We start from the raw sequence: 26,617 nt of genomic DNA on the forward strand, positions 1-26,617 counted from the left end.
TCCCACTATTTCTTTGTAGTCTTTTTATGATAATCCTCGGGAGAAGGCAAAATCCAATCGTGGTGCTTAAAAGGATACCATTTTTCCGAAGCCAGATCAACGTCAGGGTCAATAAATTGATGGTATTCTCCATTATTTACTTTAACTCTTGCGTCCACAAAAATAGCAACATCTCTGCCTTCTTCAGCCTCAGCTTTCTTAATATGTTGAGCGAGTTGCCATAATAGATCTGGCTTGGTCTTTACCGAGCGACGCTGTTTATTTGCAATAAGTTTGTTATATGGGTATTGAATCCGCTTGCCCGTTTCCTTGTCTTCCACCCAGACAGCAAGCATACCGGATTTGGTACGAAGCATCATGCGCCAACTAAGGCGGTGACCTTCTTCGGTCCATAAGACATCATCCTTAAAAAACCAATGACGCAATGGTAACCCAATTTGAATAATAAAGTATATCGAAAAGATTTCTACAAGAAGTTTTTTATATTTTGGGACAATAACCTCTCCGGCAGTATACAGTAGTTTTTTGGGAAGAAAACGCTTTTGAAGCAATTCCGGGGAAAAGAAAAAAAGAGCAAAAGCGATAGACATATATGGAAAGATCCCTATTTGAAAAACGATAGAATTAAATAAGTGGAAAAATACTGAAACAATAAAACCAAAAAGGCGGGTTCTTTTCCAAAGCAATAAAGGGACTATAAGTAGATCAAATAAAATACCAACGTATGCAATGCACCAATGAACCCAGTTGTGTTGTAAAAAATCACCAATAAGCCAATAATGTTTCTTACCGCTCATAAGTACGGCAGGGACTGTTGCATTGATCCAGTCCGGATATAGTTTTGCTACGGAAGCATATGTATATACGATCCATACCTGTAATATCAATATCCATAATACCCATTGTGGCATAGCAGATGATCTAATGGATGAATTATATTTTGCATCTAATGAAAACCAACGGTTTGCAGGAAGAAATACCATTAACCAACACAATAGCATCATTAGATAATAATGATTGTTGTAGGAGGTTTTTTGCATTAAATACACAGCAGACCACATTACGGCATAAGCTAACATGCTATAGCGATATTTATATCCCAGCATCACACATATTCCAAAGATTCCCATAATTGCAAAATAGAAGTACATTCCATTACCAGGGAGCGGTTGTAAAAAATCAAAACCTATAAAATTGAATGTAAAATCCGGATCTACTAAGGTGCGTTTTACCCAACCAGTAGCAATTGCGCCAAAGGCTTCTAGGGTAATAAGTAATCCAAAAGCCGCCCTAAAGAGTACAAGCCCAGAATTATCAATATTTTTGAAAAGAAATTTATTCATGGTTATTTAAAAACTCCCGGGCAAAATATTCATCCTTTTTAATAGCTTCTTTTAAGGCTTTGATATCTTTAAAAGTTTCTTCATCGCGAATATGAGTTAAAAATGCTATCCGAAGAGGCTTTTCATATAGGTCTTCATTTGTATCCAGAAAATAGGTTTCAATGGTTTTGTTTTTTCCGCCTACGGTTGGGTTGGTGCCAATGCTTGTAATCCCATAGACTTTATTGCCATTTATTTTTGCTTCAACAACATACACTCCATTTTTTGGGATAAGCTTGTAGGATTCCTCAATTTGCAGGTTTGCAGTAGGATATTCCAAAGTTCGGCCAATACCTTTCCCTTTAACAACTTTTCCTGTAAGCATAAACGGATACCCCAAGTAATTGTTTGCCGTGGTGATATCTCCTGCCAGTAAGGCTTTTCTAATTTTTGTGGAACTTATGGCAACTTCGTCTAGCTCTTGAGCTGAGATTTCTTCCACTTCAAAATGATAGGTTTTTCCAAATTCGTGCAAATCTTCAATAGTGGCAGTTCTATTTCTTCCAAAACGATGATCGTAACCAATAATAATATTTTTGGCCTTTAACCGGTTCACCAAAATATCCCGAACATATTCTACAGCGGTCAACCGTGAAAAAGCATGTGTAAAAGGATGTATAATTAAATGATCCAATCCTATTTCTTCTAACAATTCCTTTTTTTCTTGAATAGTATTGATAAGTTTTATACTTGAATTCTTCTGCAAAACCATTCTGGGGTGTGGAAAAAATGTCAATAACACCGAGTCGAGCTCTTCTTTTTCTGCAGCATCCACCAAACGCTTTAAAATAGCTTTATGTCCAATATGCACACCATCAAAAGTACCGATGGTTACTACACAAGAACGTGTGTTTTCATAAGATGCCGCGGAGTTATATTCGTTCACGTTATTTTCCGTTAAAGGTATTCATAGTAATATTTATGCCGGCAAGACCAAAAGATTCGATAATCTGAGATCCTTTTTTCAACCGTTCTTCTAAATTTTTCTGTTCTTCTTCATTCCATTCGCTTAATACATAATCAACTTGCCTTCCTTTAGAGAATTCATCACTGATCCCAAACCTGAATCTGTTATAATTTGTTGTTTGCAATGTATGTTGTATATCTTTTAAGCCATTGTGCCCACCATCACTTCCTTTGGTCTTTATGCGAATAGTTCCAAAAGGTAAATTTAGATCGTCTGTAATGACCAGGAGGTTTTCCAATGGAATCTTTTCTTTTTCCAGCCAGTATTTAACAGCTTTCCCACTTAGGTTCATATAGGTGCTAGGCTTTAGTAATAAAAAAGTTCGTCCTTTTTTCTTGTGAATTGTAATGTCGCCCAGTTTTAAAGTTTCCCATGTAAGCGATTCTTTTTCAGCTAAAAAATCTAGCATTTTAAAGCCAATATTATGCCGGGTATTTTCATATTTTGGACCAATATTGCCTAGTCCGGCAATGAGAAATTTTTTCATAGGGTCACTTTCGGTAATTTGTATGTTAGATTTTGAAGCAAATAGCTTCTTGAAAAACGCAAACATATATGTGGTTTAACTTCAGTAAAAATAAAAAAAGCATCCCGAAAACCGGAATGCTTTTTAATTATCTTGAAAATAGAAGACTTATTCTTCTGCAGGAGCTTCAGCAGCAGCACCTTCAGCAGGAGCAGCTTCTCCTTCAGTACCCTCAGCACCTTCTTCTCCTTCAATTCCTTCTTCATCTTCATCCACTTCATCCACGATTGCTGTACGCGAAGTTCTCACCTGGCAAATCACAGTATTGTCCGGGTGAAGGATTCTAAAGTTTTCAGTATCGATATCGGTAATATACATCTTGTGGCCGATCTTCATCTCGGTAATATCTGCTTCAATAAAATCCGGAAGATTTGTCGGTAATGCTTTTATTCGAAGTTTACGTGTCACAATACGTAAAACACCACCATTACGCACTCCTTTAGAATTTCCTGTAACTCGTACAGGGATTTCTAACATTACTTCTTTGTCATCATAAATTTGATAGAAGTCTATGTGTAAGATGCGGTCATGCACGGGGTGAAACTGAATGTCTTGAAGGATGGCGTTTATTTTTGTACCATCTTCTAAGGCAATTACAACTGTATGTACGTCCGGGGTGTACACTAAGTTTCTAAATGCCAGTTCTTCTGCTGAAAAGTGAATTGGCTTATCCCCTCCGTATACTACGCAAGGAATCTTTCCAGCATTACGTAAGGCTTTGGTAGCTACCTTGCCTACGCTTTCTCTTTGAGATCCGTTGATTGTAATTGATTTCATTTGAAATTTTTAATGATTTTAAATTCTTAAGCTTACCTTTTTAGGTAAAGCGGGTGCAAAGATGCGGAATTTTTTGAAGACATCAAGCAAAAAAAGCGGTTTTTTTAAAGGTCCTTTCTTGCTGTTTTCCCGAAGATTACATTAAAAACTTAGAGCTGATAGATTTGTTCGCATTGACACTTAACATCACATCTGCAAACAAGTTGGCACAGGTAAGCACTCTTACCTTATTGGTTTGTTTCTTCAGAGGAATAGAATCTGTAACGATCAATTCTTCCAATTTAGAACTTTCAAGTTTTTCGTAAGCATTTCCTGAAAGAATAGGATGTGTACAAATGGCCCGAACACTCAAGGCACCGCGTTCTATCATTAGATCCGCTGCTTTGGTAAGTGTTCCGGCAGTATCTACCATATCATCTACCAACACTACGTTTTTACCTTTTACGTCGCCAATCAACTCCATATGGGAAATTACATTGGCTTTAGCTCTTTGCTTGTAGCAAATTACAACATCACTTTCTAAAGCTTTGGAATAGGCATATGCCCTCTTAGAACCACCCATATCTGGAGATGCAATGGTAAGGTTATTTAAATCCAATTTCCTTAAATAGGGAAGGAAGATGGTAGAAGCAAATAGGTGGTCTACCGGTTTTTCAAAGAAACCTTGAATTTGATCTGCGTGCAGGTCCATGGTAATGATACGTGTAGCACCGGCGGTTTCCAACATTTTAGCAACCAGTTTTGCCGCAATGGGAACACGAGGCTTGTCTTTTCTATCTTGCCGAGCCCACCCAAAATAAGGTAGAACGGCGGTAATATGCCTTGCTGAAGAACGTTTGGCTGCGTCCAGCATTAACAGCATTTCCATGAGATGGTCACTGTTGGGAAAAGTAGAACCGATTATAAAAACACGTCTTCCACGAACCGACTCTTCAAAAGAAGGTTGAAACTCACCATCACTATAAGTTGAGGTGATCACATTTCCTAAGGAAATACCAAATGCTTTGGCGATATCTTCTGCAAGAGCTTGACTTTGTTTACAGGCAAAAATTTTTGGTTCTGGAGCTTGCGTTGACATTTTAAGATGTATAATAGTTGGTTGGCTACAAATGTAAATTAATAGATAGCGTTTAAAAAAAAATGCCGAGAAGATTTACTAACAATTTATAATTAATTGTTTATTTTTGCCTCCCGTTTGCCTTGGTGGCGGAATTGGTAGACGCGCTGGATTCAAAATCCAGTGACTTCGGTCGTGTGGGTTCGATTCCCACCCAAGGTACAAAAGCCTCAGCAGAATTGCTGAGGCTTTTTTTATTAAGGAGGTGCTAAACCCGCGTTAAGGGCTAATCTTCCCTTTTTTCGGCCCGTAATTCATGAATTTTTCCCTGCGCCCCTCTCTTCATGTCATTAATAAGTAGAAGCATATACTAAAACATCTAAGAATTTCTCCTCCATTGCTATTTGGTAAGCAGATAACTTTCCCATATTTTTTTAAGTCAGTTGATGTTGAAAAAACACATTTTATCGATGATATTTGCATTTTATAGATATTAATTGTAGAATTGAACCATAAATAAAGGCATATTGCCCCCTAACCAATAATCTTGATATTATGACTTTAAAATCTAAATATAGCCTACTTACAATTGTCGTATTGCTATTTACAACCGCCTCTATTGCTCAAAAAAGAGGATCCCAGCCGTCAATTATTTCAGGAGATGTCGCAATTAATAAATATCACGATCGCGAAGAACTTGAAGAAATGCAAAAAGGTTCACTATTGCAACTATATAATAAACGTATTGAAGTAATCATCAGGATTTTACCAAATATTGCATTCGCTACTAAACCTGGGGTTACCATGGCTTCTTTAGGGATTCCGGATACCAAAAAAAATCGCGCTGCACTCAATGATAATATGGAGGCCACCACCACATACTTTGAAAACACTGTAGAGTTTCAAAAAATTGTATTGCCATATTCAGACAAGAATGACTTGATCTCTGCCATATTATTTTACGAAGAAACTTTGAAGGCATTACACACCTACGAAGACTTTAATTAGTGGAGTGTGCCCGCATTTTAAAAATTTAGCACTTTAACGTACAATTTCCTGGATAATAACTACGCTATGTTAAATTTTGTGCATTTCATCGGATTTATTTGCATTACATAGATTATATTGTATATTTATGGAATATTTTATGAAGTATTTAACATTATAACCCCTGTGTATGACTAAAAACTACTTTCTTGTTATTTTTTTGCTCCTTTTCCCCTTTCTCTGTGTGTTTTCTCAACAGGAAAAAGGAATATACGGCAATGAAAATTGGTTAAATATTTGGACTGAATTTAATTTGAGTTCCAAACAGTACCCCGAACCGACACAAATACTTTCCGGAACCATCACGGAGGACACTAAGTTGTTCAAAAAAGAAACATATCTTTTGCTTGGGGATGTATTTGTTACTGATAGTACAACGCTCTTAATTGAAGCTGGTACAGTCATTCTTGCAGATTACAAGTCTAAAGCTTCACTGATTATAAGCGATGGCTCAAAGATAATGGCAGAAGGCACCCAAACAGATCCTATTGTTTTCTCATCTAATAGAGATATTAGGAAAAAGGGAGATTGGGGTGGAATTTTTATCTTAGGTAGCGCACCGGTTAATAAAATAGGTGAAAAATGGGAGTTGTTGGATTATGGACATACGGCCTCATACTCGAAGATATTGAGTTATGGCGGAGACGATATAAAAAGTAATTCAGGAATTTTAAAATATGTTAGAATTGAATATGCAGGTAAAAGAACGAAGGGTTTCGGGAATTTTAACGGCCTTACATTAGCTGCAGTTGGTGACGAAACAGTGATAGAAAATGTAATGGTGTCTTATTGTGAAGGAAGCTCTTTCTATGTTCTGGGAGGAAATACAAGGCTATCGCAACTGGTATCGTTTAGATCAAAAAGAAACGACTTTGTATTCAACTACGGAGCCCAATCTTTACTAACCAATTCATTAGTCGTTAAATCCCCTTATCATACTGCCTCAAGTGCAGCAAGCAGCATTTATCTGGCATCCTACAACGAAAAAGAGGAAGTAGATCCAACTAAAAAAGGATCAAATCTTATCGCCAAGAATCTTACGCTCATGGTTTTGAGTAATAACTTAGAGGCAGACACGAAAGTTGGACTTGTACATGAAGCGATGTATGTTAAAGAAGGAACATCATTTTCAATAGATAAAAGTGTTTTTTCCGGCTACAATCCTGCGGTGAATCTCAATAATAATATTTTCATAAATAATGAAAATCTCCAAAAGATGCAATTCACCAATATGTATTTCAATAACTGTAGCGGAAATATTTTTACTGAAAACGTACCCAATAATGAAGATCTGGAGAATTGGTATGGTAATAGGATCTTTGACAATGTATATTCCTATGGATCGGATTCTGAAACCTTTATTGATGTTAAAAACCTGGAGAACCCGGATTTTAGATTAAGAATCAATAGAATTATAGCCAGCAGTCTTCCCGAAGAAGAATAATAACACATACCAAAATATTTTCTCTCTTATCTTATGGATGTAAGGCTATAACTAATAAAAAGAGTTACATATTAAAAATATCTGGATGGCAAAAACTACTTTTCTAAAATTTTTATACTTCTTAGTTGCCTTTTTTATGATGTCGCACACCATAAAAATGGGAGCTCAGATAGTTATTGGCACTCCAGATCTTCAGTTCACACAGGCGTGTGCAAATGAAGACTTTAACACGTTTGGAGTCAACTTTGTTTTTAATCCGGAAACCGGGATAAATTCATCCAACCAATTTATTATCGAAATGTCCGACCCTGAAGGTGATTTCTCTGTGTCAAACATTGTTTTTACCTCCAACCCCGGAGCCATTAGTACCTCTCCTGCGTCAGTCAACTTTTCCTTACCAACAACCACTGCAGGTGAAGGGTATAAAATTAGAATAAGAAGCACCCACCCAGCAGCTTCTAGTACCCCATCTACAAGTTTTTCAGCCTATTACAAAATACAGGATAGTCCTTTTTCCATTAATGATTTTATTGCAATGTCGCATTTTTGCCCCGGCGGAAGTTATCTCTTGACAATTGACAATCCCGGTTCAGACGGAAATGACTCCCCCTTAAATTATCCATCCCTCACCTTTAACTGGTTTAAAGAAATTAATCCTACAACATCAGTTTTGGTAGCCCAAGGCCCAACGCTATCCGTAACCGAAGAGGGAGTGTATTTTGTTGAAACCAATTACGGTACCTGTACCTCCGATTCTTTTTCGAACCGAGTGACGGTATTAAAAGCCACCTCTGCAGATGACGTATTTGCAAACATAACATCCAGCTTAGGAAATCCCTTTTGCGCAGCAGAAGGCCCTACAACATTGAGCACCGTTCAGGGAAATAGTTACCAATGGTTTAAAGAAGGAACTCCTATACCTGGAGAAACGAACCAGACTTACGAGACAGCCGTCTCGGGGTCTTATTCAGTAGTAGTAAATTTTGGGAGCTGTGAAGCCACAGGAAGTATTGAATTACAATCAGGAAGTTTTACAAGTAGCATCGATGTTCCAAATGTCAATATGTTAGAGGCCGGAGATGTGCTTGTCGTTTCAGTTACGACTGATGCGGTCAATCCCGAATTTCAATGGCTATTAAATGATGAAGTAATCCCCAATGCAACGCAAAGCACATTTAATGTATCCGATTTTGGTTTTTATAGTGTGATTATAAAACAAACCAATGAATGCAATATTTCAAATGAACACTACTTTCAGGTGGAAGAATTTATAAATCCTTTTCCAGAAGTAGAAAACATCCCAAATCTAATAAGTCCCAATGGCGACGGTATCAATGACACTTGGGTGATTCCAACACTCTACGTGAGTGGTAGTAATACAGAGGTAGTAATATATTCAAGTCAGGGAGAAATAGTATTGAATACAAAAGATTATTTAAACAATTGGCCGGAAAATCAACTTAGTACAAGTAGTGTAAACCAAGTCTTTTATTACATGATTATACCCCAAGGCATGCAACCTAAAAAAGGCTCTATAACGATAGTTAAATAAATTGAAAGCAATAACCAACCATACCATCCTATTGTTCTGTTTCGTACAGGTGATTGGCCATTCTCAGGCCGAGGACGGTGTGGTTGCGCTTAATATTCCCGCTAGAAACTCATTAATGTTCAACAGATTTGTAGTGCAGCCTACGTTTAGTTTCGTAAGGGAGCAAAACAAGTACATAACAGTAACAAACAAAAGAGAACTGTTAGGAGTCGAAGACGCCCCGCTCACCTATTTTTTTAATTATTCTGGGCGCATAAAGGAAAATATTGGAGCTGGTATTGGAGTATATCAACAAAATTATGGAGTACTTACCACCTTTGGAGGGATTGCAAACTTTGCGTATAACATTCGAGTACAAGAAGACAGTAATTTTACATTTGGTTTAAATATTGGGGCCTATAAAAGTGGCCTGAATAGTGGTAAAGTGGTGACTAATTTTGACGATCCGGCCCTCAATAATATTCCCTCAAACTTCCTGCTTACTGCAAATCCAGGCTTTAATTATGGTGCTGGATTTATAGATTTTGGAATTTCCCTTAATAATATTGTGACTTACAACTTCAACACTTCTGGATTAGTAGAGGATAACCCAAAGCAAGGTATACTAGGTCATTTGATGTATACGGGCTATTTTGGCGGGTATGGTTTTTTTGGAGAAAGCAGGTTCTCTGCCCTGACAAAGTCTGAATTCCAAAAAGATGACACTATTATCTCGGGAGTAATGATGCTAACAGTTCCTAAAGGTATTTGGGCGCAAGTAGGGTATAACACCATGTATGGAGCATCTGGGGGACTTGGCATTAATCTGACCAAACAAATTGCGATAGAATATAATTATGAAAAACCATTTGTAGGACTTACCAATTTAGGTGCTTCACATGAGATTACGCTTGCCTACAAATTTAAGAACACTAATTACTATGAGTATAGCAGAGATGATGATTTAGCAGGTTTATTCACTTTTGAAAAAAAACGTACTAAAAAGAAAGTGATTGCTAAAGCACAAGAAAAATCTAACACCGAAGAGCAAGCCAGACAGGAAGCTGAAATAAAGGCAAAATTGGCTGAAGAGGAACGAGTGAGGTTACTTGCTGAAGAGCAAGCCAGACTGGAAGCCGAAAAACAAGCGAGACTGCTTGCAGAGGAAGAAGCTAGGCTAGAAGCTGAAGAAGAAGCAAGACTGTTTGCAGAGGAACAAGCAAGGTTAGCCGCTGAAGAGGAAGCAAAATTGAAAGCGGAAAAGGATGCCAGAGAGCGTTTAATTAAAAATCCAATAGACGATATTGGCAAGTCCATCAAAGAATTGGCATTGCAAACTGAAGCATCTAACATCTCACAAAACCAATTAATAAAAGAGTTGGAAACCGCAGTTGCCATTAAGGAAAGATACTTGAAAGATTTGAAGGAAGAAAACAACTTTGATGAGCCTAAAACGGCCCAGAGTATTAGTGAAGAAAATAAGAATATTGAGCTTCTGATAATAAGCCTGGATACGGTTATAATTAGAAATAAGAAAAAAATTAAGCTCTTAGAATCCTTATTAAAGGAACGAGAAATTGCTTTTAATGACCCTGGCGATGAAACAAACCTATACTACCAAAATATAATAACCACACTAAAATCTGAACAGGAAAAATCCATTAGAAACCGTGAAGCGTTGATGTCTTCTTTAGAACAAATAACTACTGCGACAGATTTATTCACTTCGGAAAAGAAAGAGATTGCTGAATCACAGGAAAAGTCTAACGACGAAGAGGAAATAATTAAAGATCCAGCAGACGATATTGGCAAGTCCATGAAAGAATTGGTAATGCAAACTGAAGAGTCTGGTATCGCACAAACCCAATTATTGAAAGAATTGGAAACCGCAGTTGCTATTAAGGAAAAAGACTTGAAAGAATTGAAAGAGGAAAATGATCTCAGTGAGCAAAACATTTTTGTGGAACCAAAACCAAAACCATTCAAGAGTATTAGTGAAGAAAATAAGAAAATTGAGTTTCTAATAATAAATTTGGATACAGTTATAATTAGAAATAAGAAAAAGATTAAGCTCTTAGAATCCTTATTAAAGGAACGAGAAATTGCTTTTAATGACCCTGGTGATGAAACAAACCTATACTATCAAGATATAATAACCACACTAAAATCTGAACAGGAAAAATCCATTAGAAACCGTGAGTTTTTGGTGTCTTCTTTAGAGCAAATAGATATTGCTACGGGTATTGAGCGCAAACGACGTATCAAACGGGCAGCCTACGATAATGATCAGGACAGGTATACACAAGACAGAAAAATGCTAAATAGCTTGAGGGAAAATGTCTCATTAAGAGAAACTCCATTAGCCGTTGAAGATTTAGATTTTGGTCGAGAACGTAGCAACAATATTCAAATTCTTAAAAATATACGTCATGCCGAAAGTGGCTATTATTTAGTTCTTGCGGTGCACAGTGATGTAAATAAACGAGATGTATTTTTAGTCCAGGTAATTTCGTCAGGATATAAAGAAGTTAACTTCTTCTATGATGTAAACACCAGTGAATATTATATCTATTCCAAAAAATTCAATGCTATCAGCGATGCTGAACGTGCATTAAGAACAAAATTAGACAAACCATATAATAAAAATATTACCATAATTAAAATCGAAAATTAGCATGACATAAGAAGTAATATTTAGTCCCCGGCCTTCTAAAAATTGATTTAGGAGACATCAAACTAAAAACTAGTCGTCATGAACAAACCTACTATTAAAAGAGTCCCCATACTTCTTATAGTCCTATTTTTTGGAATACAGTGCTATGCCCAAAATTTTGTCCCCTTTACGCCTAGATTCAATGAGGATCTTAAGGGTGATATCGTTCTGATAGGAAATAACATTTTGGGACCTAACAATAACCCTTTCAATGATAATACAGTCTATAATCACAATGTGGATATGCAATATATCGATATTGACGGGGATCCTTCAACCTTTAGTTCATCTAGTGCCGATTTAGAAATACCGAATCCAAACTGTTACGAAATAAAGCATGCTAGCCTGTATTGGGGAGCAGTTACAAAAGGCGCTCAACCTTTTACAAATGTAAAATTTAAAGGGCCTACTGGAGGATATCATGATATTACAGGGACAGTAATATTTGATGCGGGCGGAACTTCTGTAGACGGCGGGGATAGTTTTCCTTACGCTTGTTATGCCGATGTCACTTCCATTGTAACTAGTTTAGCAAACAATTTAGGAACTTATACACTGGCCAATGTATCGAGTGCTTTGGGTGAAACCGGTACGTTTAATCCACCTAATAATACGGGACATTCTGCTGGTTGGTCTCTTTTTGTGGTGTATGAAGACCCGACGCTTCCAGGAAAGTCGATCACAAGCTTTGATGGCTTTAGTGCCATTAGTGTTCCTGGAAATAATCCAAACTTAGATGTCCCTGTTTCCGGGTTCAGAACTGTTCCTGCACCTGCTCCGGTACGAGCCAATTTTGCATTTGCCACCTTAGAAGGAGATAAACCAATACTTGGCGATCGCTTAAAACTCAATGGAACTACGCTTTCCACAGTTGATAGGCTTGCAAATAACTATTTCAATAGTTCAGTAACTCAATTAAGCGCAACACCTGTTAATAATAGAGTCCCAAATAGCACCAATACACTTGGATTTGATACAGGTGTGATGAGTGTTCCAAACCCAGGGAATACAGTAATTGCCAATGGTGCTACCTCTGCCACCTTACGATTCGAGACTAGCGGAGACACCTATTTTCAATACTTTCTTGCCTTTGCCGTAGAGATAATTGAACCAAATATTGTACTCACCAAAATTGTTGAAGATGAGTTTGGTACTAACATTGGAGGGCAAGTGGTCAACCTTGGTCAAGAATTAAATTATGTGATAGGTTTTCAAAATACAGGAAACGATAATGCCACTAATTTTACAATACGAGATATATTACCTATTAATATTATTTTCGACTTCCCGGCCGATTTAACGCTGCCAGCAGGGGTAACAGTATCGAGTTATGATCCTGTCACCCGAGAATTAATTTTTGATATTGAAGATTATTTAGTTGAAGAAAATGACCCACTCAGTGAAATCCGAATTGAGGTTCAGGTCGTAGAAACCTGCCAGCAGTTAGTAGAGGCCTGTTCAGATATTATCAGCAACCAGGCATTTGCTACGTATCAAGGAACGCTCAATCCTACTTTTATCATAACAGATGATCCCAGTATCAGTTCAAATACAGGTTGTCTTCTTACACCTCAGGCTACTAATTTTTTAGCCGACCTTGACGATTGTGTATTTACCCAAAACGAGATTCTTTGTGGCGAAAGCATAGACCTGACTGCTGCCGATGGATACGATTCTTACTCTTGGTCTACAAGTCCAACCGGAACTCCGGTTATAGGAACGACACAAACGATAACCGTTACACAAACAGGAACTTATTACTCATTCAATACAGCGCTTGCCCCGTGTCGATCCATCGTTCAAGAATATATTGTAACACTACATGGCGGTAGTGTTTCAAATCCTGTAATACCTTTTGCTGACGAAGTTGTTACCTGCCCAAATGATGGTAAGTTATTACCTAATATATTTTTATGTGGCGAAAACGATTTCAGAGAGATAACAATTGACATTGCTGGAGCAGTTACAATTATTTGGGAAAAACTAGATGAATCTAGCTGTCCTCCTGTGGGTAATACTGATTGCGCTAATGAAGACAGTACATGTACTTGGAATCAAGTGGGTACCGGCTCCAATTTCACAGCGAATATAGCAGGTCAATATAGGTTAACGATAAATTATGATGGCGGATGTTTCAACCAATTTTATTTTAATGTATATCAAAATCTACTCGATCCAACAGTTACTGCAACAGATATTATTTGTACTACGCCAGGAACAATAACTGTGAACAATGTTCCCAGTAATTATGAATTTAGTCTTGACGGAATAACCTATCAAAGCAGTAATGTTTTTTCAGTTACCACACCAGGCTTGTATACAATTTACATACGGCAAGTAGGCGTTCCGGCAAATGCATGTGTGTTTACCGTTCCGGATGTATTGGTGAGAGAGCGCGACTTTACGGTTTCAACCATTGTTGAACAACCACTTTGTAATGGCGACAAGGGTAGTATTCATTTATCAGCTAATGATGCAGAGCCACAGTATTTCTTTTATCTCTATTCCGGTGCGACTTTAGTGAATAGTGTAGGCCCCATTATTCAGAATAACTATAGTTTCGAAAACCTTAATCCTGGCACCTATACGGCCGTTGTAGAAACTGAAGATGGATGTACGTATTCGGAAAACATTATACTTGTTGAGCCTTCATTACTTACAGCCACAGCAGCAATTACTATTCCATTAACTTGTACCGATGGTGAAATCACAGTATATCCTTTAGGTGGCACACCTCCCTATTTTTATTTTGTAAATAGTACGACCGTTTTTCAAACGGTTCCGGAGATTGTAGTTTCTGCCCCCGGTGTCTTTAATATTACAGTTGTTGATTCTAATAACTGTAGTGCAGTTACCTCGATTACCATTGACGCAACTCCTGAACCGGAATTCAATGTAATAACTGAAGATATATTATGTGCTAGTGCTGGCGATACTGGAGTCATTACCATCGATGTAACCAATCCTAATGGAAATAGCCTACAATATAGTATTGATGGTGGGGCTACGTTTACCAGCTCAAATGTATTTACGGGACTTGCCGTTGGCAATTATGATGTAGTAGTAGAATACACCTTTGGTCCTTCTGTATGTGTAACGCAACCACAAACCGTTACCATTAATACTAATACTGCTATTTCTGGTGTCGCCGAATTAACGGCACCATATACTTGTACATCAAATGGTACTATTACCGTTACAAATGTTACGGGTGGTACTCCACCATACATGTATAGTATTGACGGTATAACGTATCAATCGAGTCCTGTTTTTTCTGGCTTAACGCCAGGTACTTACGCAGTTACTATTATGGACGCCAATGATTGTACTTTTGTTACTAATGATATTACAATCCCACCATTAGATCCGCCTACTGATCTAATTTTTATCAATTCTCCAATTACTTGTCCCACCAATCTTACTACGGTAACTATAGTAGGAATAACAGGAGGAGTTGCGCCTTTAGAATTTCAAATTATTGCACCGGCTGCAGCGGCTACCCCCTATCAAACGTCAAATGTTTTTTCTGGATTAGCACCAGGTGTCTATACGTTCCAGGTGAAGGACGCTAATGATTGTACATATAGTGAATCCTATGCAATAGAACCACTGCCAATAATCGATATTTTTGGCGAAACTATAAATGATGTTAGTTGTGTTAGTGCAGCAGATGGAACCGTTCGATTTACAGTTTCAGGAACAACATCTTTTGAATATCAGATCAATGGAGGTCCTTTTATATCTGGAGTCTCTCCGGTTGTTTTAACGGGACTAACTGCAGGTAGTTATACTATAGTTGTTAGAGATCTAATAACAAACTGTGAGGCTACCGCGACCGCTGTAGTGGATGAGCCCACAAACCCTTTAGCAATCTCAATAGAAACATCTCCAATTACCTGTATTACAAGTGGTAGTGCTATCATTACTGCTTCAGGTGGCTGGGGAGGGTATACCTATACGCTTACACTACCGGATACAACAACCTTACCCACACAATCGAGTAATACATTTTTAAACTTGACTCAATCCGGAAGCTATTCAATTTCTGTCGAAGATGCTAATGGTTGTGTTGTTACTGACACATTTACGCTCACGATTCCTAATCCGCCTGTGGCAACTATTAGTACTACATCAGATATTTGCTTTGACACGGGTAATAATGCAACGATAATTATTGATGTTATTTCCGGTGAAGCACCTTTTGAATATAATATCAATGGAGGCCCTTTTCAGTCGAGTAACATATTTTCAAACTTAGGTCCAGGCAACTACATCATTACGGTGAGAGATGCTTTTGGCTGTGAAACCATATTGCCTGCAGAAATTATTGCCCCGGAGCTATTAGTCGATGCAGGCGTAACGAGTGGTTTAGATTGTACTGCTACGCCGGATGCTGAGATAACAGGAACCTTTGTAGGAGGTACAGCACCCTATACCAATGCGGTTGCTATTGACGGGGGACCTTTTAACCCGTTAGGTGCAACAGGCTCACCTTTTACTTACACTGCTTCAACGGCTGGAACCTATCAATTTGAAATAACCGATGCCAACGGATGTACTGCTACCTCACCTATAATTGTTATTAACCCCATTTCACCACCTCTATTAGATCTTGTTACTATAACCCAGCCTATTTTGTGTAATGGTGATGAAAATGGAGCTATTGATATTACTTTTGACCCTACGATGGGTACGCCCCCATTTCTGATTAATGTTCATAACGATACTACTGGTACAGACTACGGAACCCAGACTACCGGATTGCCAGCAGGCACATATACCGTAACCGTTACCGATGCCAATTCTTGTTCAGATTCGGAGACTATTGTTATAAGCGAACCAGACCCTATTGTTGTAGATTTTACTACTATTGATATTACCTGTGTTCCTGGTGGTATCTCACAGGGATCCATCATTATTAACAGTGTCGTAGGGGGCGTTGCTCCTTACAATTACTTTGTTACCGGATCCAATGGATATTCAGCTTCTGAATTTAATGCCACAGGATCCACTTCGGTTACCTTTAATGTGATCGACTTTGGTTTGTATGAAATCAATATTGTTGATTCCAACGGATGTTCTGTACTTTTCCAAGATGTGCTAATTGCATCTCCTCCTGATGACCTTGATATCAACGTGTCGAGCACGGTAGATTGTACAACAGGGGGGCAGGCCGTTGTAACTGTTAGCTCAGCTTTGGGAAGCACAGGACCATTTTGGTTTACCATTTATCAGGGACCTATCTCTGTGTATCCTAATCCACCCGGATCATGGATACCTGAAGATACTCCTGGAAGTCAATCAGCTACATTTACTGGCTTAACACCGGGTATTACCTACACATTTATAGTATATGACGAATCTACTCTTTGTAGTTACTATGAACCTGCTACCACGGCCATACCTACCAACTCCACATTAACTACTACGGCGGAGAGTTCGGACAATATTACCTGTACCGGAAGTGACGATGGAGATGTGTCTTTCACCGTAAATAGTGTATACGCAATACCGGTGACGGTGAATTATGAAATTTTCGATTCCCTTACATTAATTACAACCGGAATCTCTGGAACCGGAGTTGTAACGGCAGGAGGGTCATTAACTGTATCGGATTTAGGACCGCTACCTTTTGGCAATTATTTTGTATTGATAGAAGAAACTACAGGACCTAACGCAGGTTGTGGAGTGGTGACAGCCCCATTTTCAATTACGGAATCTGCCATTTTATTGAGTCTGACCGCTTCAGTGGATCAAAATGCCAATTGTAATCCAAATTCTGGAGTTGTTAGTGCCGTTGCCCAAAATGGAACAGCACCTTATGTATTCCAAATAACCACAACCCCCGGAGCTCCGGCTCCTACAGATCCTTCCTGGGATCCTTCCAGTACGTTCAACGTAAACGCCGGGAGTTATTATGTTCATGTAATGGACGCTTACGAGTGTATTATCACAAGCCCTGTACAAGTTGTGGATATGGATCCTGAACCTGTAATTGATGCCGTTACTACGAATCAATGTTCGACTGCACAGGGACAGTTTGAAATAGATGTTACCTTAACAACAGCAGGAATCCCTCCTTATAGCGTAAGTATTGATGGTGGTGGTTCTCAGGCCCAAACGTTCCCATTTACAATTTCAGGTTTGTCTTCGGGTACTCATACTGTGGAGGTGGTTGATGCCAATGGATGTGGAAATCTGGTAACAGTAGATATTGAAGCCCCAATAGGTTTGACTCCGGAAGTAACAGCCTTGCCAAGTTGTGATGATGATGACGGAGAAATTACGATAACCGCTACAGGAGGTACCGGTAACTACGCTTATACGATTGCTCCTAATCCACCTACCATAGTATTGACAGGAAATGTATTTTCCGGTGTTCCTTCCGGAACCTATACCGTGACGGTTACCGATACTGTTACTTTATGTACAGAAGACATTTCGGTTACTTTAGATAATGCTATACCTGTTACTTTCAATACCGAAGTAACCGACGTAAGTTGCCAAGCAGGTAGCGATGGTCAAATTATAGTAGAATTACTTCCCGGTAATGACAACCCTGTTTATACCTATGAAATTATAGCTCCTATTTTAGTTCCACCGCAAACCAGTACTATTTTTACAGGATTGTCCGCGGCTACGTATACCGTGCAGGTAACTTCAGGAAGAGGTTGTGTTGCAACTGCAGATGTACCTATAGGGGAACCGGTATTGCTCGAAGTAACAGGAACCGCTACCGACTTTGCATGTACAATAGATAATATACCGACTTCATCCATCATAACTATTACTGAAACGGGAGGAACAGCGTCCTATACCTATAGTATTGATGGTACGAATTATTTTAGCACCAATGTGTTCGAAGTTCTTGATACAGGAGTCACTCAGGTGATTACCGTTTATGTTAGGGATGCGAATAATTGTATTGCTACAAATACGGTAACCATAGATCCGTTGCCAACTATTACAGCTGCAGACGTGGCTATTGTCACACCTATTGATTGTAACCAAACAGGATCTGTTGCTATTAACGTAACGGGTGGTTCAGGAAACTTCGAGTACCAATTGTTGCCCGATGGTCTCCTACAAACTTCCAATATTTTTGATATACCAGGACCAGGCACCTACTATTATCAAGTAAATGATTTGGATACCAATTGTTATTTTTTAACCGGTCCATTTGTAGTCCCACCTTTTGATGAAATTGATGCCATATTAACCGTAACCGAACAAAACGACTGTTTTGGAGACTCCAATGGAGAATTAGCACTAACCATTACCGGATATAGTGGCGCATATATATACCAACTACTGGATGGATTAGGTGCACCTATTGGAGGCCCGGTTACGGCCAATACATCAACAAATCCTCAGCTTATTACCGGATTACCTTCCGGTAGTTATTCCGTAGAAATTGAGGAACTTGAAACACCTTTCTGTTCAACAACTTCAAACGTTGTAACCTTTAACTCACTTATCGAATTAACATTAGAGGTTTCTGAAACATCCAATGTAACCTGTTTCAACAACCAAGGTGTAATTGTAGCAATAGCAAGTGGCGGAACAAGTCCGTATGAATATGAACTAACGGGAGATGCCATTGTTCCCTATTCAGCCAATAATGTATTTACGGACCTAAGTGCCGGAACCTATACGGTAAATACCAGAGACGCAAATGGATGTATTGAAACAGATACGATCACACTTATGGAGCCAGATCCAATTGATGCTGATTTTGTTCCTAGCACAACCCTATTAACGTGTTTTGATGACAACGATGCATCAATAACTGTTCTTAATATAACAGGTGGGCAAACAGGCAATTATAGTTATACGCTGACCACCATTTCACCAGTGTCTTCAAGCTCGGGGCCTCAGACTTCAAACGTATTTGAAGGATTAGGTGCCGGTGTCTATTCTGTAACCATTAGTGATGCATTTAATTGCCTGCTTACTTCATTGCCTGTTACAATTAATCAACCAGATCCAATCATTTCAAATTTGGTAGTTAACACGACACCTACTTGTTTAACAGAAGCAGAACTTACCTTAAGTGCAGTAGGCGGAACAGGGACTTTTGAGTACAGTAATACATTGGATTTTGCTGTGATATTAGGAACATTTACAACTTCGATAACATTTCCTGTTACTTCAGGCACTTATAATTATTATGTTAGGGATGCAAATGGATGTATTGCCAATGTTTCCAATGAAATCACTATAGACCCACTTCCCGATTTAGAGATAGACTTACTTACTATCAATCCGCAGATAAACTGTAATGGTGATAATACGGGAGTTATAGTTGCTACAGCACAAGGAGGACTTGGTGATTACATCTATACTTTGCAAGATACATCAGGAAACACAATTCCTGCAGACCAAAACAGTCCTGGCGTATTTACAGGATTAATTGCAGGTACTTACGTAGTCCAAGTTGAAAGTGGTGATTGTTTAACTACTTCAGAAGTAATTACTATTACAGAACCCGACACTGTGCTAGATGTCACTTTTGAGGTTACAAATGTGCTTTGCCATGGCGAAAATAACGGTAGATTGGAAATAATAGCTAATGGCGGTTCTGGTATTATTCTATATGCAATTTCACCTAACCTAGATCAGTTTTTTGAAACCCACACCTTCGAAAATCTCACTCCTGGAGTTTACGATGCAATAGTTCAAGATGAACTCGGCTGTTTTTTAACATTCAGTTTTGAAGTTGAAGAACCACCAGCTGTTTTAATTTTAATCGATCCTAACACTATTATTCCAGAAATTTGCGAAGGAGATCAAGATGGCTTTTTTAGCATAGACATTGATGGAGGAACTCTGCCATATAGCGTAAGTCTGGATAATTATGATGGACCTTATACCACTGGAGAGCTAGGCCAAACTATATTTGATTTTGACAACTTAAGTGGTGGAGATCATATTGTCTACGTTCGTGATAGTGCAGGATGTGAGTCTGAATGGAACATTACTTTTCCTGAATCCGTATTTATAGAACCAATTGCTGATGTAGAGATCCTTTGTGTTGATAATGTATCAATTAATTCAGTTACCGTAACTGTAGATGAGACCCTTGTCGACACCTCACAATTGGACTATTCATTAAATGGAGGTCCTTACCAATCCAGTAATGTGTTTACCAACTTATCTCCAAGTACAGATAATTATATCACCGTAAGACACACAAATGGTTGTTCTAAGATTACGGAGTTTTTTGATATTGAAGCGTTTGCTCCTGTGGGGCTCACCCTATTTGTAGGTGAGCTAAATGAAATCATAGCCCTCCCATCTGGTGGTACAGGAAATTATGTTTATACTTTCAATGGGGTTGATTTTGGCAGTACAAATATATTTACAATCACCGAATCTGGAACCTTTGAAGTCATAGTAACGGATAGTAGCGGCTGTAGGGCTGTTGCCATAATTGAAAAAGATTTTATCGATTTATGTATTCCCAATTATTTTACACCCAACGGTGATGGCGTTCAAGATGGCTGGACCATAGGATGTTCTCCATACCCGAATCTTGTATTTTCCATATATGATCGCTATGGCCGTAAAATTGCCACCTTACCCGCCGGTGAGAAATGGGATGGAACTTATAAAAACACTGAGCTGCCTTCCGGAGATTATTGGTTTATTGTTGAAACCGATAAAACAGGCGAAATGCGTGATTTTGTAGGCCATTTTACGCTGTACAGATAATAAAGTCGCCTATGAACTTAATTGTCACCCTAAACTTAGTCCCATGAAAAAAATATTACGATACCTACTCATAATACTAGTAGCCCAGAGCTACGGTCAAGAACTTAACTTACCTGTGTTTACACAATATTTGGCAGACAATGATTTCGTTATATCTCCCACTTTTGCTGGAATTGGTGATAATTTCAGAATTAGAGCCAATGGATTAACACAATGGGTGGGAATAAAAAATGCACCACAAAATCTGGCAGCGTATGCAGATATTAGATTGGGAAACCGTTCTGGTGCTGGAATATCTGTCTATGGTGATAGAAATGGAAATACCCGCCAACACGGAGTAAAATTTTCTTTTGCACATCACCTTGTTTTAGATTATAAGTCACAGCAGTATTTATCTTTTGGCTTGTCTTATAACGTCAATAGTTTTAGGATTGCTATTGAAGATTTTGATACAAACTTTGAGAACCCAATCATTGATCCATTTGTTACCGATGATCGCTCGGTATCAAATCACAACTTCGACGTAGGGGCCCTTTATAGAATTGGTGATTTTTGGTTTAGCGCCAATGCAAATAATATTTTGCAAAAGGATATAGATTCTTTTACGGGGGGGGAACCGCAATCACTTCTCAATCTTCAATTATATTCAGGTTATGTTATAAAGAGTTCCAACTATTCTGATATTGAACCCTCTGTTTATTTCCAGTTATTTGCAAGTGATGGAAGATCAAGTACTGATTTCAATCTTAAGTATAGAAAATACAACGGAAATGATGATTTCTATTGGGTAGGAGCCTCCGTTCGTTTTTTGAATGACCAGATCATGTTACCTTTAAATATTGGTCCCATGGCGGGTCTTAAAAAGTCTGTATTCTATATCTCTTATGCTTACCAAATAACGCTGAACGATTTAACAGGGTATAATACCGGTACGCATGCAGTTACTATTGGGTTTGACCTACTACAATCATTAAGTGACTGTCCTTGTACAGAAGGAAAATATAAACAGGGGAATAAACTCTATCAATAAATTGAGTGCGCATTGATTTGGTAATGGGTCAAATTAAGGGTCCCTATATCAAATAAAAACGACAAATAATATATTTAACAGCAACAAGAAAAGACTTACAAATAGAGAGGTACTTCGGTAATACTTTGTTTATTAACAATTGCTGTAATTACCAAAAATGTATTGTTCTCTTTCATGTCTTTAAATTTTTAATTTGTGAATAGCACAAAGTTAGATTGGATAGGAAGGAAGTACTTCTCTAGTAAATAGATTTTTGTTTTTTGTGTAGCGCAAAGAGGGTTGAATATTATTGCCTAATTCATCAGTAAAATTAACTCCTGAATAGTTGGATTTAGTAATACCTAGACATCCGCCCAAGATACAAAAGCCTCAGCTGGATTGCTGGGGCTTTTTGTTTTCTATGAACAATTTTTCTTTTTCTTAAATTTTTTGCAATCTTGTTAAAAAGAATAGAGCCTAATCAAACGGAACATAGTTAGGGCAACGAATGGCAAATTCAAAAAGGCTCTGTTTCTCTTTTCTTTTTCATAAAGAATTTTAACCGGAATAGTCTCTATAGCATTAAAGGCTATTCTAAGTGTAAAACAGCCATCTTTTAAATTACCCTACCTCAATTTGTAAAATATGATATAATTATTTGAAGAAATGCAATGAAAAAGAAGTATTTGCTTAGTAGTCAAATTATTAAGATTTAAAAAAATATTACTTCTTTGAAAAACCAAAACCATAAAAGAGTTGTCCTAAAAAACCTTTGGGTAATTTTTCATCTCCGGGGAAGCCAAGTTTTAGTGTTCCGCTATCTTCGGGGATATAATTTGTCCCAAATATATAATCCCACAGGCTAAGGCTAATACCAAAATTAACACCGTATTTGCCTTCAGGCAAAACATAAGAGTGGTGATACAAATGCATTACCGGATTGTTGAGAATATACTTAAAAGGACCCCATGTAATTTTGATATTAGAATGATTAAGGTGTCCTATGGCTATAGCCAGAAAGTGTACTATATAGGCCTGTTCAGGTTCAAAACCACCCAATAACATAACCCCAAAGGTTTTAAGTGGTTTGTAAAGAATATTTTCCATCCAATGATATCTTAGATGTGCCGCAAACCCCATCTCTTTAACACTGTGATGTACTTTATGGTACTGCCATAAAAAAGGATATTTATGCAATAATATATGTGTAAACCACTGAACAAAATCGAGTACTATAAAAAAGATAAACAACTGTGCCCACAAAGGCCAACTTGCAATATCGACCAATGCCAGACTTTTTGCAGTTATTCCAAGATCGCCAAAGACTACTTCCAATATCTTATAAATCCCACTAATCGCAATGGCGAAAATAAAAAAGTTGAAAAACATATAAAATCCGTCTAACCAAAAGTCTTTTCTAAAAATAGATTGTTGCTTCCGCCAGGGGAATGCGATTTCGAGAACCCATATAAAGAGTGATATGGCAATTAATCCCCAAAAATAATTGGTATACCAGGGGACGTCAAAGATAATTGACTTCCATGTCCATTCCAGAGTTCCTGAAAATGCAGTTTTAAATGCTTCCAAATATTTTTCCATAGCTATTGAAATATTGTTGTTATACTATCCTTTTTAACAGGATAATCTTTAAAGTAGCTCCATTCGGTCCAGGAGCCGTCGTAATTCCTTACATTTTTGTAACCTAATAATTCTGTTAAAACAAAAGTGGTATGTGCAGAACGAACACCTGTATGACAATACGTAATAATAGGGCCATCTTCTGTTGCACCAAATTTTGCATAGATCGCTTGTAGTTCTTTAAATGATTTGAATTTTTTCGTGTTGTCATAATCAATGGATTCTGCCCAATCCAAAAGATAGCTTTGAGGAATTCTTCCTCCCTTGGAAGCTCCCTTTTTTTGTCGCTTTCCTGAATATTCATCAACAGTCCGTGTGTCGATGATAATTTCGTTACCGGAATTTTCAATGATCTGCAAGACTCCTTCCTTGTTTATATAGGATTCCATTAGACTATTTTCGGCTAAACTGAAATTTGAGGGTTCTGATTTTGGTGTTGAATTGGATATACCACCTTTAACAGTCTTCCAGGCTTGAAGTCCGCCATTTAATATTTTCACAGCATGAAAATTATAATTTTTCAAGACCCACCATAAACGTGCAGCATCACAGGAGCCCCTGTCGTCATATGCTATCAATGTATCATCATTTTCAATCCCCAGTTGACTAAAAAGCACCTCTATCTGCTCTTTGGAAGCAATCATTCCTCCAAAAGGATAAGTACTATCCTCTATGTCTGTTCGCCATATATTAATGGCCCCTTCAATATGGCCACTTTCGTAAGCTTCCTTTTTTCTGAAGTCGACAATTTTAATATTCTTATGGTCTTGTAAGTCTAAAAGCTCTTCTGCTTCTATGATATGTTTGGTACTATGATATTCGCTCCCTTTTTCAGTAGGGATCGCCTCGATTTTTTTTGTTTTAACACTAAAATTGCAGGACAATAATAGCAAACTCATGACTCCAAATATTTTAATCTTCCAATTCATACCATTCAATATTTGTTAGAGCCAGTCTTCGCCCTTTTTTTTGTGGTGGGTAATTTGTGACCAAATAATTTACAATAATCTCTTCATTTTTGCCCAGATCCCATAAGTTTTGAGTTTTCTGCATCCAATCTATGGTAGCTTCCCAGCGTTCTTTATTCATTCTATTCTGAGTTACCAGTTTTGACGAGTGACAATTGGTACAGTTATTTACAACCACCATAAGTCCTTTGGCATCAATCAACCCGGTTCGTACATGAATCCCATTTTCAATAAGATCCTCATCTATTTCTTCAATGATTGAGTAATCAGAAGCATCAGTAGAATGAAATGTAAGAAAAGTTGGATCTATCATGGCATAGAATAAGATACCGGTAATAACGCTCAAGAGAGAAAAGATCACTAAAAACCCCTTGTGGATTACCTTTACACTTTTTTTAAACTTGTCATCTTTGTCCATTTATTTCACTTTTATAGCGATACGGTGGCAGGCATTATTTAAATATCCTTTCGGATTCCAACCGGGCAATACCATGGGTTGTCTTATTCCTTGCGAATCTGTTGCTCTTGCCCAAATTTCATAATATCCTTTCTTCGGAAAATTAATAGAAGCAGAAAAATGCTGCCAGGCTAATCTGTTTGAAGCTTTTTCTACGAAACATTTACTCCAACTCGACCCAAAATCGATAGAATATTCCACTTGGGTTACTTCTAATTCTCCTGCCCAGGCGTGTCCCCGGATATTCAAATTTTGACATTGATTAATCATAGCACCTGACTTTGGATAGGTGATCAATGATTTTACTGGCATGGATTCGATTATACACATATTCTCATCTTTAACCTTTTTCCCGGGAGCTACCGGCTCACAAGGTACTCGATATGCGGTTCCTGTCATTTTAGTACCATCATGAACTTTATTGCGAACACTAATGCCCTTGATCCATTTTCCTGAAGCCGATGCCGGCCAGCCACCGGCTACCAGTCTCAAGGGATATCCATGGGCAAGCGGAATATCTTTGCCGTTCATTTTAAAGGCTAAAAGAGTTTCATCCTGATATGCTTTTGCCATGGGAACTCCTCGCGATATAGGTTCTTTTTTTGGGTCGCCACTTAGGTGTGTGTCTGCCGCATGGTATCCAATATAAACAGCATCATTTTTTATTCCTATATCTTCAAGAACATCCCGTAAACGTACTCCGGTCCAGGTAGCACAGGAAACAGCACCAACGGTCCATTGATTTCCTTTGGCAGGAGGATCGAATTCACTTCGTCCATTGCCTCCACACTCCAATGTAAGTTGATAGGTATATTGTTTAAATTTGGTTTTGAGCTCCTGAAGTGTAAATGTTTTAGTCTGTTTTACGGATTCTCCGTCAAAAGTAACGTTCCAGTTTTTAACATCAATATGCTTAGGGATCTTTCCATTGTTACGTATAAACATATATTCGTTGGACGTAATTTTTTCGTCCAGAAGATGTGCTTTGGCTTCTATATTCCAGGGCATGTTGTTTAGCACGACCATTTCTTTATTCTTATGGAACATTTTAAATGGGTCAGGGTCCTGCAGGGCCAATGGCTCATAGCCTAATGGTATTACTTTTCCAAAGACGATCTCAGCACCTATCAATGCTGTTAAAGATGACAAGGTTGTTTTCTTAATAAATTGGCGTCTTTTCATAGACTTCAGAAAAATTTATAAAAGTTGAAAACTACAATTTTCCTCCTATAATTTTTGTAACAATAGTTGCAATTGGATATGTTAAAAGTAAATAAATCAAAAATACTCATTTGTTGTTTTTAGATAATACTTCATGTAATAATAATCTTTTATAAACATTTGAAGGATTTTCCTACCTTTACAAAAATCTAATTCCCCAACCACA

Annotated in this window: 15 protein-coding genes and 1 tRNA gene; 7 read left to right on the top strand and 9 right to left on the bottom strand. The window is 37.9% G+C overall.

Annotated elements, in window-relative coordinates; translation table 11 throughout:
- Nucleotides 1-5 precede the first annotated feature (5 nt).
- From ACY2RT_RS08890 to ACY2RT_RS08910, 5 genes are all read right to left on the bottom strand, one after another.
- On the bottom strand, nt 6-1,343 hold the full coding sequence (locus tag ACY2RT_RS08890) for an HTTM domain-containing protein (protein ID WP_490155560.1): 1,338 nt from the start codon (nt 1,341-1,343) through the stop codon (nt 6-8).
- A complete protein-coding gene (locus tag ACY2RT_RS08895; RefSeq protein ID WP_490155561.1) occupies nt 1,336-2,268 on the bottom strand; it encodes a bifunctional riboflavin kinase/FAD synthetase in 933 nt (310 codons plus the stop codon). Before ACY2RT_RS08895 ends, ACY2RT_RS08890 begins: the two co-directional genes overlap by 8 nt.
- A 1-nt stretch (nt 2,269) precedes the next feature.
- Entirely contained in the window at nt 2,270-2,902 is a 633-nt protein-coding gene (pth, locus tag ACY2RT_RS08900; protein ID WP_490155562.1) for an aminoacyl-tRNA hydrolase, read from the bottom strand.
- Nucleotides 2,903-2,983: 81 nt separating this feature from the next.
- Complete coding sequence (locus tag ACY2RT_RS08905) at nt 2,984-3,652, bottom strand: 50S ribosomal protein L25/general stress protein Ctc (RefSeq protein ID WP_490155563.1); 669 nt, start codon at nt 3,650-3,652, stop codon at nt 2,984-2,986.
- Between the two features lie 136 nt (nt 3,653-3,788).
- Nucleotides 3,789-4,730 carry a ribose-phosphate pyrophosphokinase gene (locus ACY2RT_RS08910; protein ID WP_490155564.1) on the bottom strand — a complete coding sequence of 314 codons (942 nt, stop codon included), beginning with the start codon at nt 4,728-4,730 and terminating at the stop codon, nt 3,789-3,791.
- Nucleotides 4,731-4,849: 119 nt separating this feature from the next.
- Between ACY2RT_RS08910 and ACY2RT_RS08915 the strand changes: the two genes are divergently transcribed.
- The 7 genes from ACY2RT_RS08915 (at nt 4,850) to ACY2RT_RS08945 (ending at nt 22,188) form a co-directional block, all read left to right on the top strand.
- Nucleotides 4,850-4,931 (top strand) — tRNA-Leu (locus ACY2RT_RS08915).
- A gap of 333 nt (nt 4,932-5,264) precedes the next feature.
- Nucleotides 5,265-5,717: a hypothetical protein gene (locus ACY2RT_RS08920; RefSeq protein ID WP_490155565.1), complete on the top strand. Its 453-nt coding sequence runs from the start codon at nt 5,265-5,267 to the stop codon at nt 5,715-5,717.
- Between the two features lie 292 nt (nt 5,718-6,009).
- The gene (locus ACY2RT_RS08925; protein ID WP_490155566.1) at nt 6,010-7,200 is read left to right on the top strand and encodes a hypothetical protein; all 1,191 of its coding nucleotides are present in this window, start codon (nt 6,010-6,012) and stop codon (nt 7,198-7,200) included.
- An 85-nt stretch (nt 7,201-7,285) separates the two neighbouring features.
- Entirely contained in the window at nt 7,286-8,752 is a 1,467-nt protein-coding gene (locus tag ACY2RT_RS08930) for a T9SS type B sorting domain-containing protein (protein WP_490155567.1), read from the top strand.
- Between the two features lies 1 nt (nt 8,753).
- Nucleotides 8,754-11,405, top strand: a complete 2,652-nt coding sequence (locus tag ACY2RT_RS08935) for a PorP/SprF family type IX secretion system membrane protein (RefSeq protein WP_490155568.1) — start codon at nt 8,754-8,756, stop codon at nt 11,403-11,405.
- 78 nt (nt 11,406-11,483) lie between these two features.
- Complete coding sequence (locus ACY2RT_RS08940) at nt 11,484-21,158, top strand: T9SS type B sorting domain-containing protein (RefSeq protein WP_490155569.1); 9,675 nt, start codon at nt 11,484-11,486, stop codon at nt 21,156-21,158.
- A gap of 43 nt (nt 21,159-21,201) precedes the next feature.
- Entirely contained in the window at nt 21,202-22,188 is a 987-nt protein-coding gene (locus ACY2RT_RS08945; RefSeq protein WP_490155570.1) for a PorP/SprF family type IX secretion system membrane protein, read from the top strand.
- Between the two features lie 702 nt (nt 22,189-22,890).
- On the opposite strand, the gene ACY2RT_RS08950 is transcribed toward ACY2RT_RS08945, so the two are convergent.
- Genes ACY2RT_RS08950 through ACY2RT_RS08965 form a run of 4 tightly spaced genes read right to left on the bottom strand, consistent with a single transcriptional unit; the run spans nt 22,891 to nt 26,412 of the window.
- On the bottom strand, nt 22,891-23,766 hold the full coding sequence (locus tag ACY2RT_RS08950; RefSeq protein ID WP_490155571.1) for a sterol desaturase family protein: 876 nt from the start codon (nt 23,764-23,766) through the stop codon (nt 22,891-22,893).
- A 2-nt stretch (nt 23,767-23,768) separates the two neighbouring features.
- The gene (locus tag ACY2RT_RS08955; RefSeq protein ID WP_490155572.1) at nt 23,769-24,734 is read right to left on the bottom strand and encodes a sulfurtransferase; all 966 of its coding nucleotides are present in this window, start codon (nt 24,732-24,734) and stop codon (nt 23,769-23,771) included.
- Nucleotides 24,718-25,191: a monoheme cytochrome C gene (locus tag ACY2RT_RS08960; RefSeq protein WP_490155573.1), complete on the bottom strand. Its 474-nt coding sequence runs from the start codon at nt 25,189-25,191 to the stop codon at nt 24,718-24,720. The genes ACY2RT_RS08955 and ACY2RT_RS08960 overlap by 17 nt, the downstream gene beginning before the upstream one ends.
- Entirely contained in the window at nt 25,192-26,412 is a 1,221-nt protein-coding gene (locus tag ACY2RT_RS08965; protein WP_490155574.1) for a sulfite oxidase, read from the bottom strand.
- Nucleotides 26,413-26,617 lie beyond the last annotated feature (205 nt).

Source organism: Ulvibacter sp. 2210JD10-4 (genome assembly GCF_058148525.1).

Bases quoted from the DNA above. Each gene is read 5' to 3' on its own strand.
- ACY2RT_RS08890 (WP_490155560.1), bottom strand. From the start codon at position 1,343: ATGAATAAATTTCTTTTCAAAAATATTGATAATTCTGGGCTTGTACTC.
- pth (WP_490155562.1), bottom strand. From the start codon at position 2,902: ATGTTTGCGTTTTTCAAGAAGCTATTTGCTTCAAAATCTAACATACAA.
- ACY2RT_RS08905 (WP_490155563.1), bottom strand. From the start codon at position 3,652: ATGAAATCAATTACAATCAACGGATCTCAAAGAGAAAGCGTAGGCAAG.
- ACY2RT_RS08910 (WP_490155564.1), bottom strand. From the start codon at position 4,730: ATGTCAACGCAAGCTCCAGAACCAAAAATTTTTGCCTGTAAACAAAGT.
- ACY2RT_RS08920 (WP_490155565.1), top strand. From the start codon at position 5,265: ATGACTTTAAAATCTAAATATAGCCTACTTACAATTGTCGTATTGCTA.
- ACY2RT_RS08930 (WP_490155567.1), top strand. From the start codon at position 7,286: ATGGCAAAAACTACTTTTCTAAAATTTTTATACTTCTTAGTTGCCTTT.
- ACY2RT_RS08940 (WP_490155569.1), top strand. From the start codon at position 11,484: ATGAACAAACCTACTATTAAAAGAGTCCCCATACTTCTTATAGTCCTA.
- ACY2RT_RS08945 (WP_490155570.1), top strand. From the start codon at position 21,202: ATGAAAAAAATATTACGATACCTACTCATAATACTAGTAGCCCAGAGC.
- ACY2RT_RS08950 (WP_490155571.1), bottom strand. From the start codon at position 23,766: ATGGAAAAATATTTGGAAGCATTTAAAACTGCATTTTCAGGAACTCTG.
- ACY2RT_RS08955 (WP_490155572.1), bottom strand. From the start codon at position 24,734: ATGAATTGGAAGATTAAAATATTTGGAGTCATGAGTTTGCTATTATTG.
- ACY2RT_RS08960 (WP_490155573.1), bottom strand. From the start codon at position 25,191: ATGGACAAAGATGACAAGTTTAAAAAAAGTGTAAAGGTAATCCACAAG.
- ACY2RT_RS08965 (WP_490155574.1), bottom strand. From the start codon at position 26,412: ATGAAAAGACGCCAATTTATTAAGAAAACAACCTTGTCATCTTTAACA.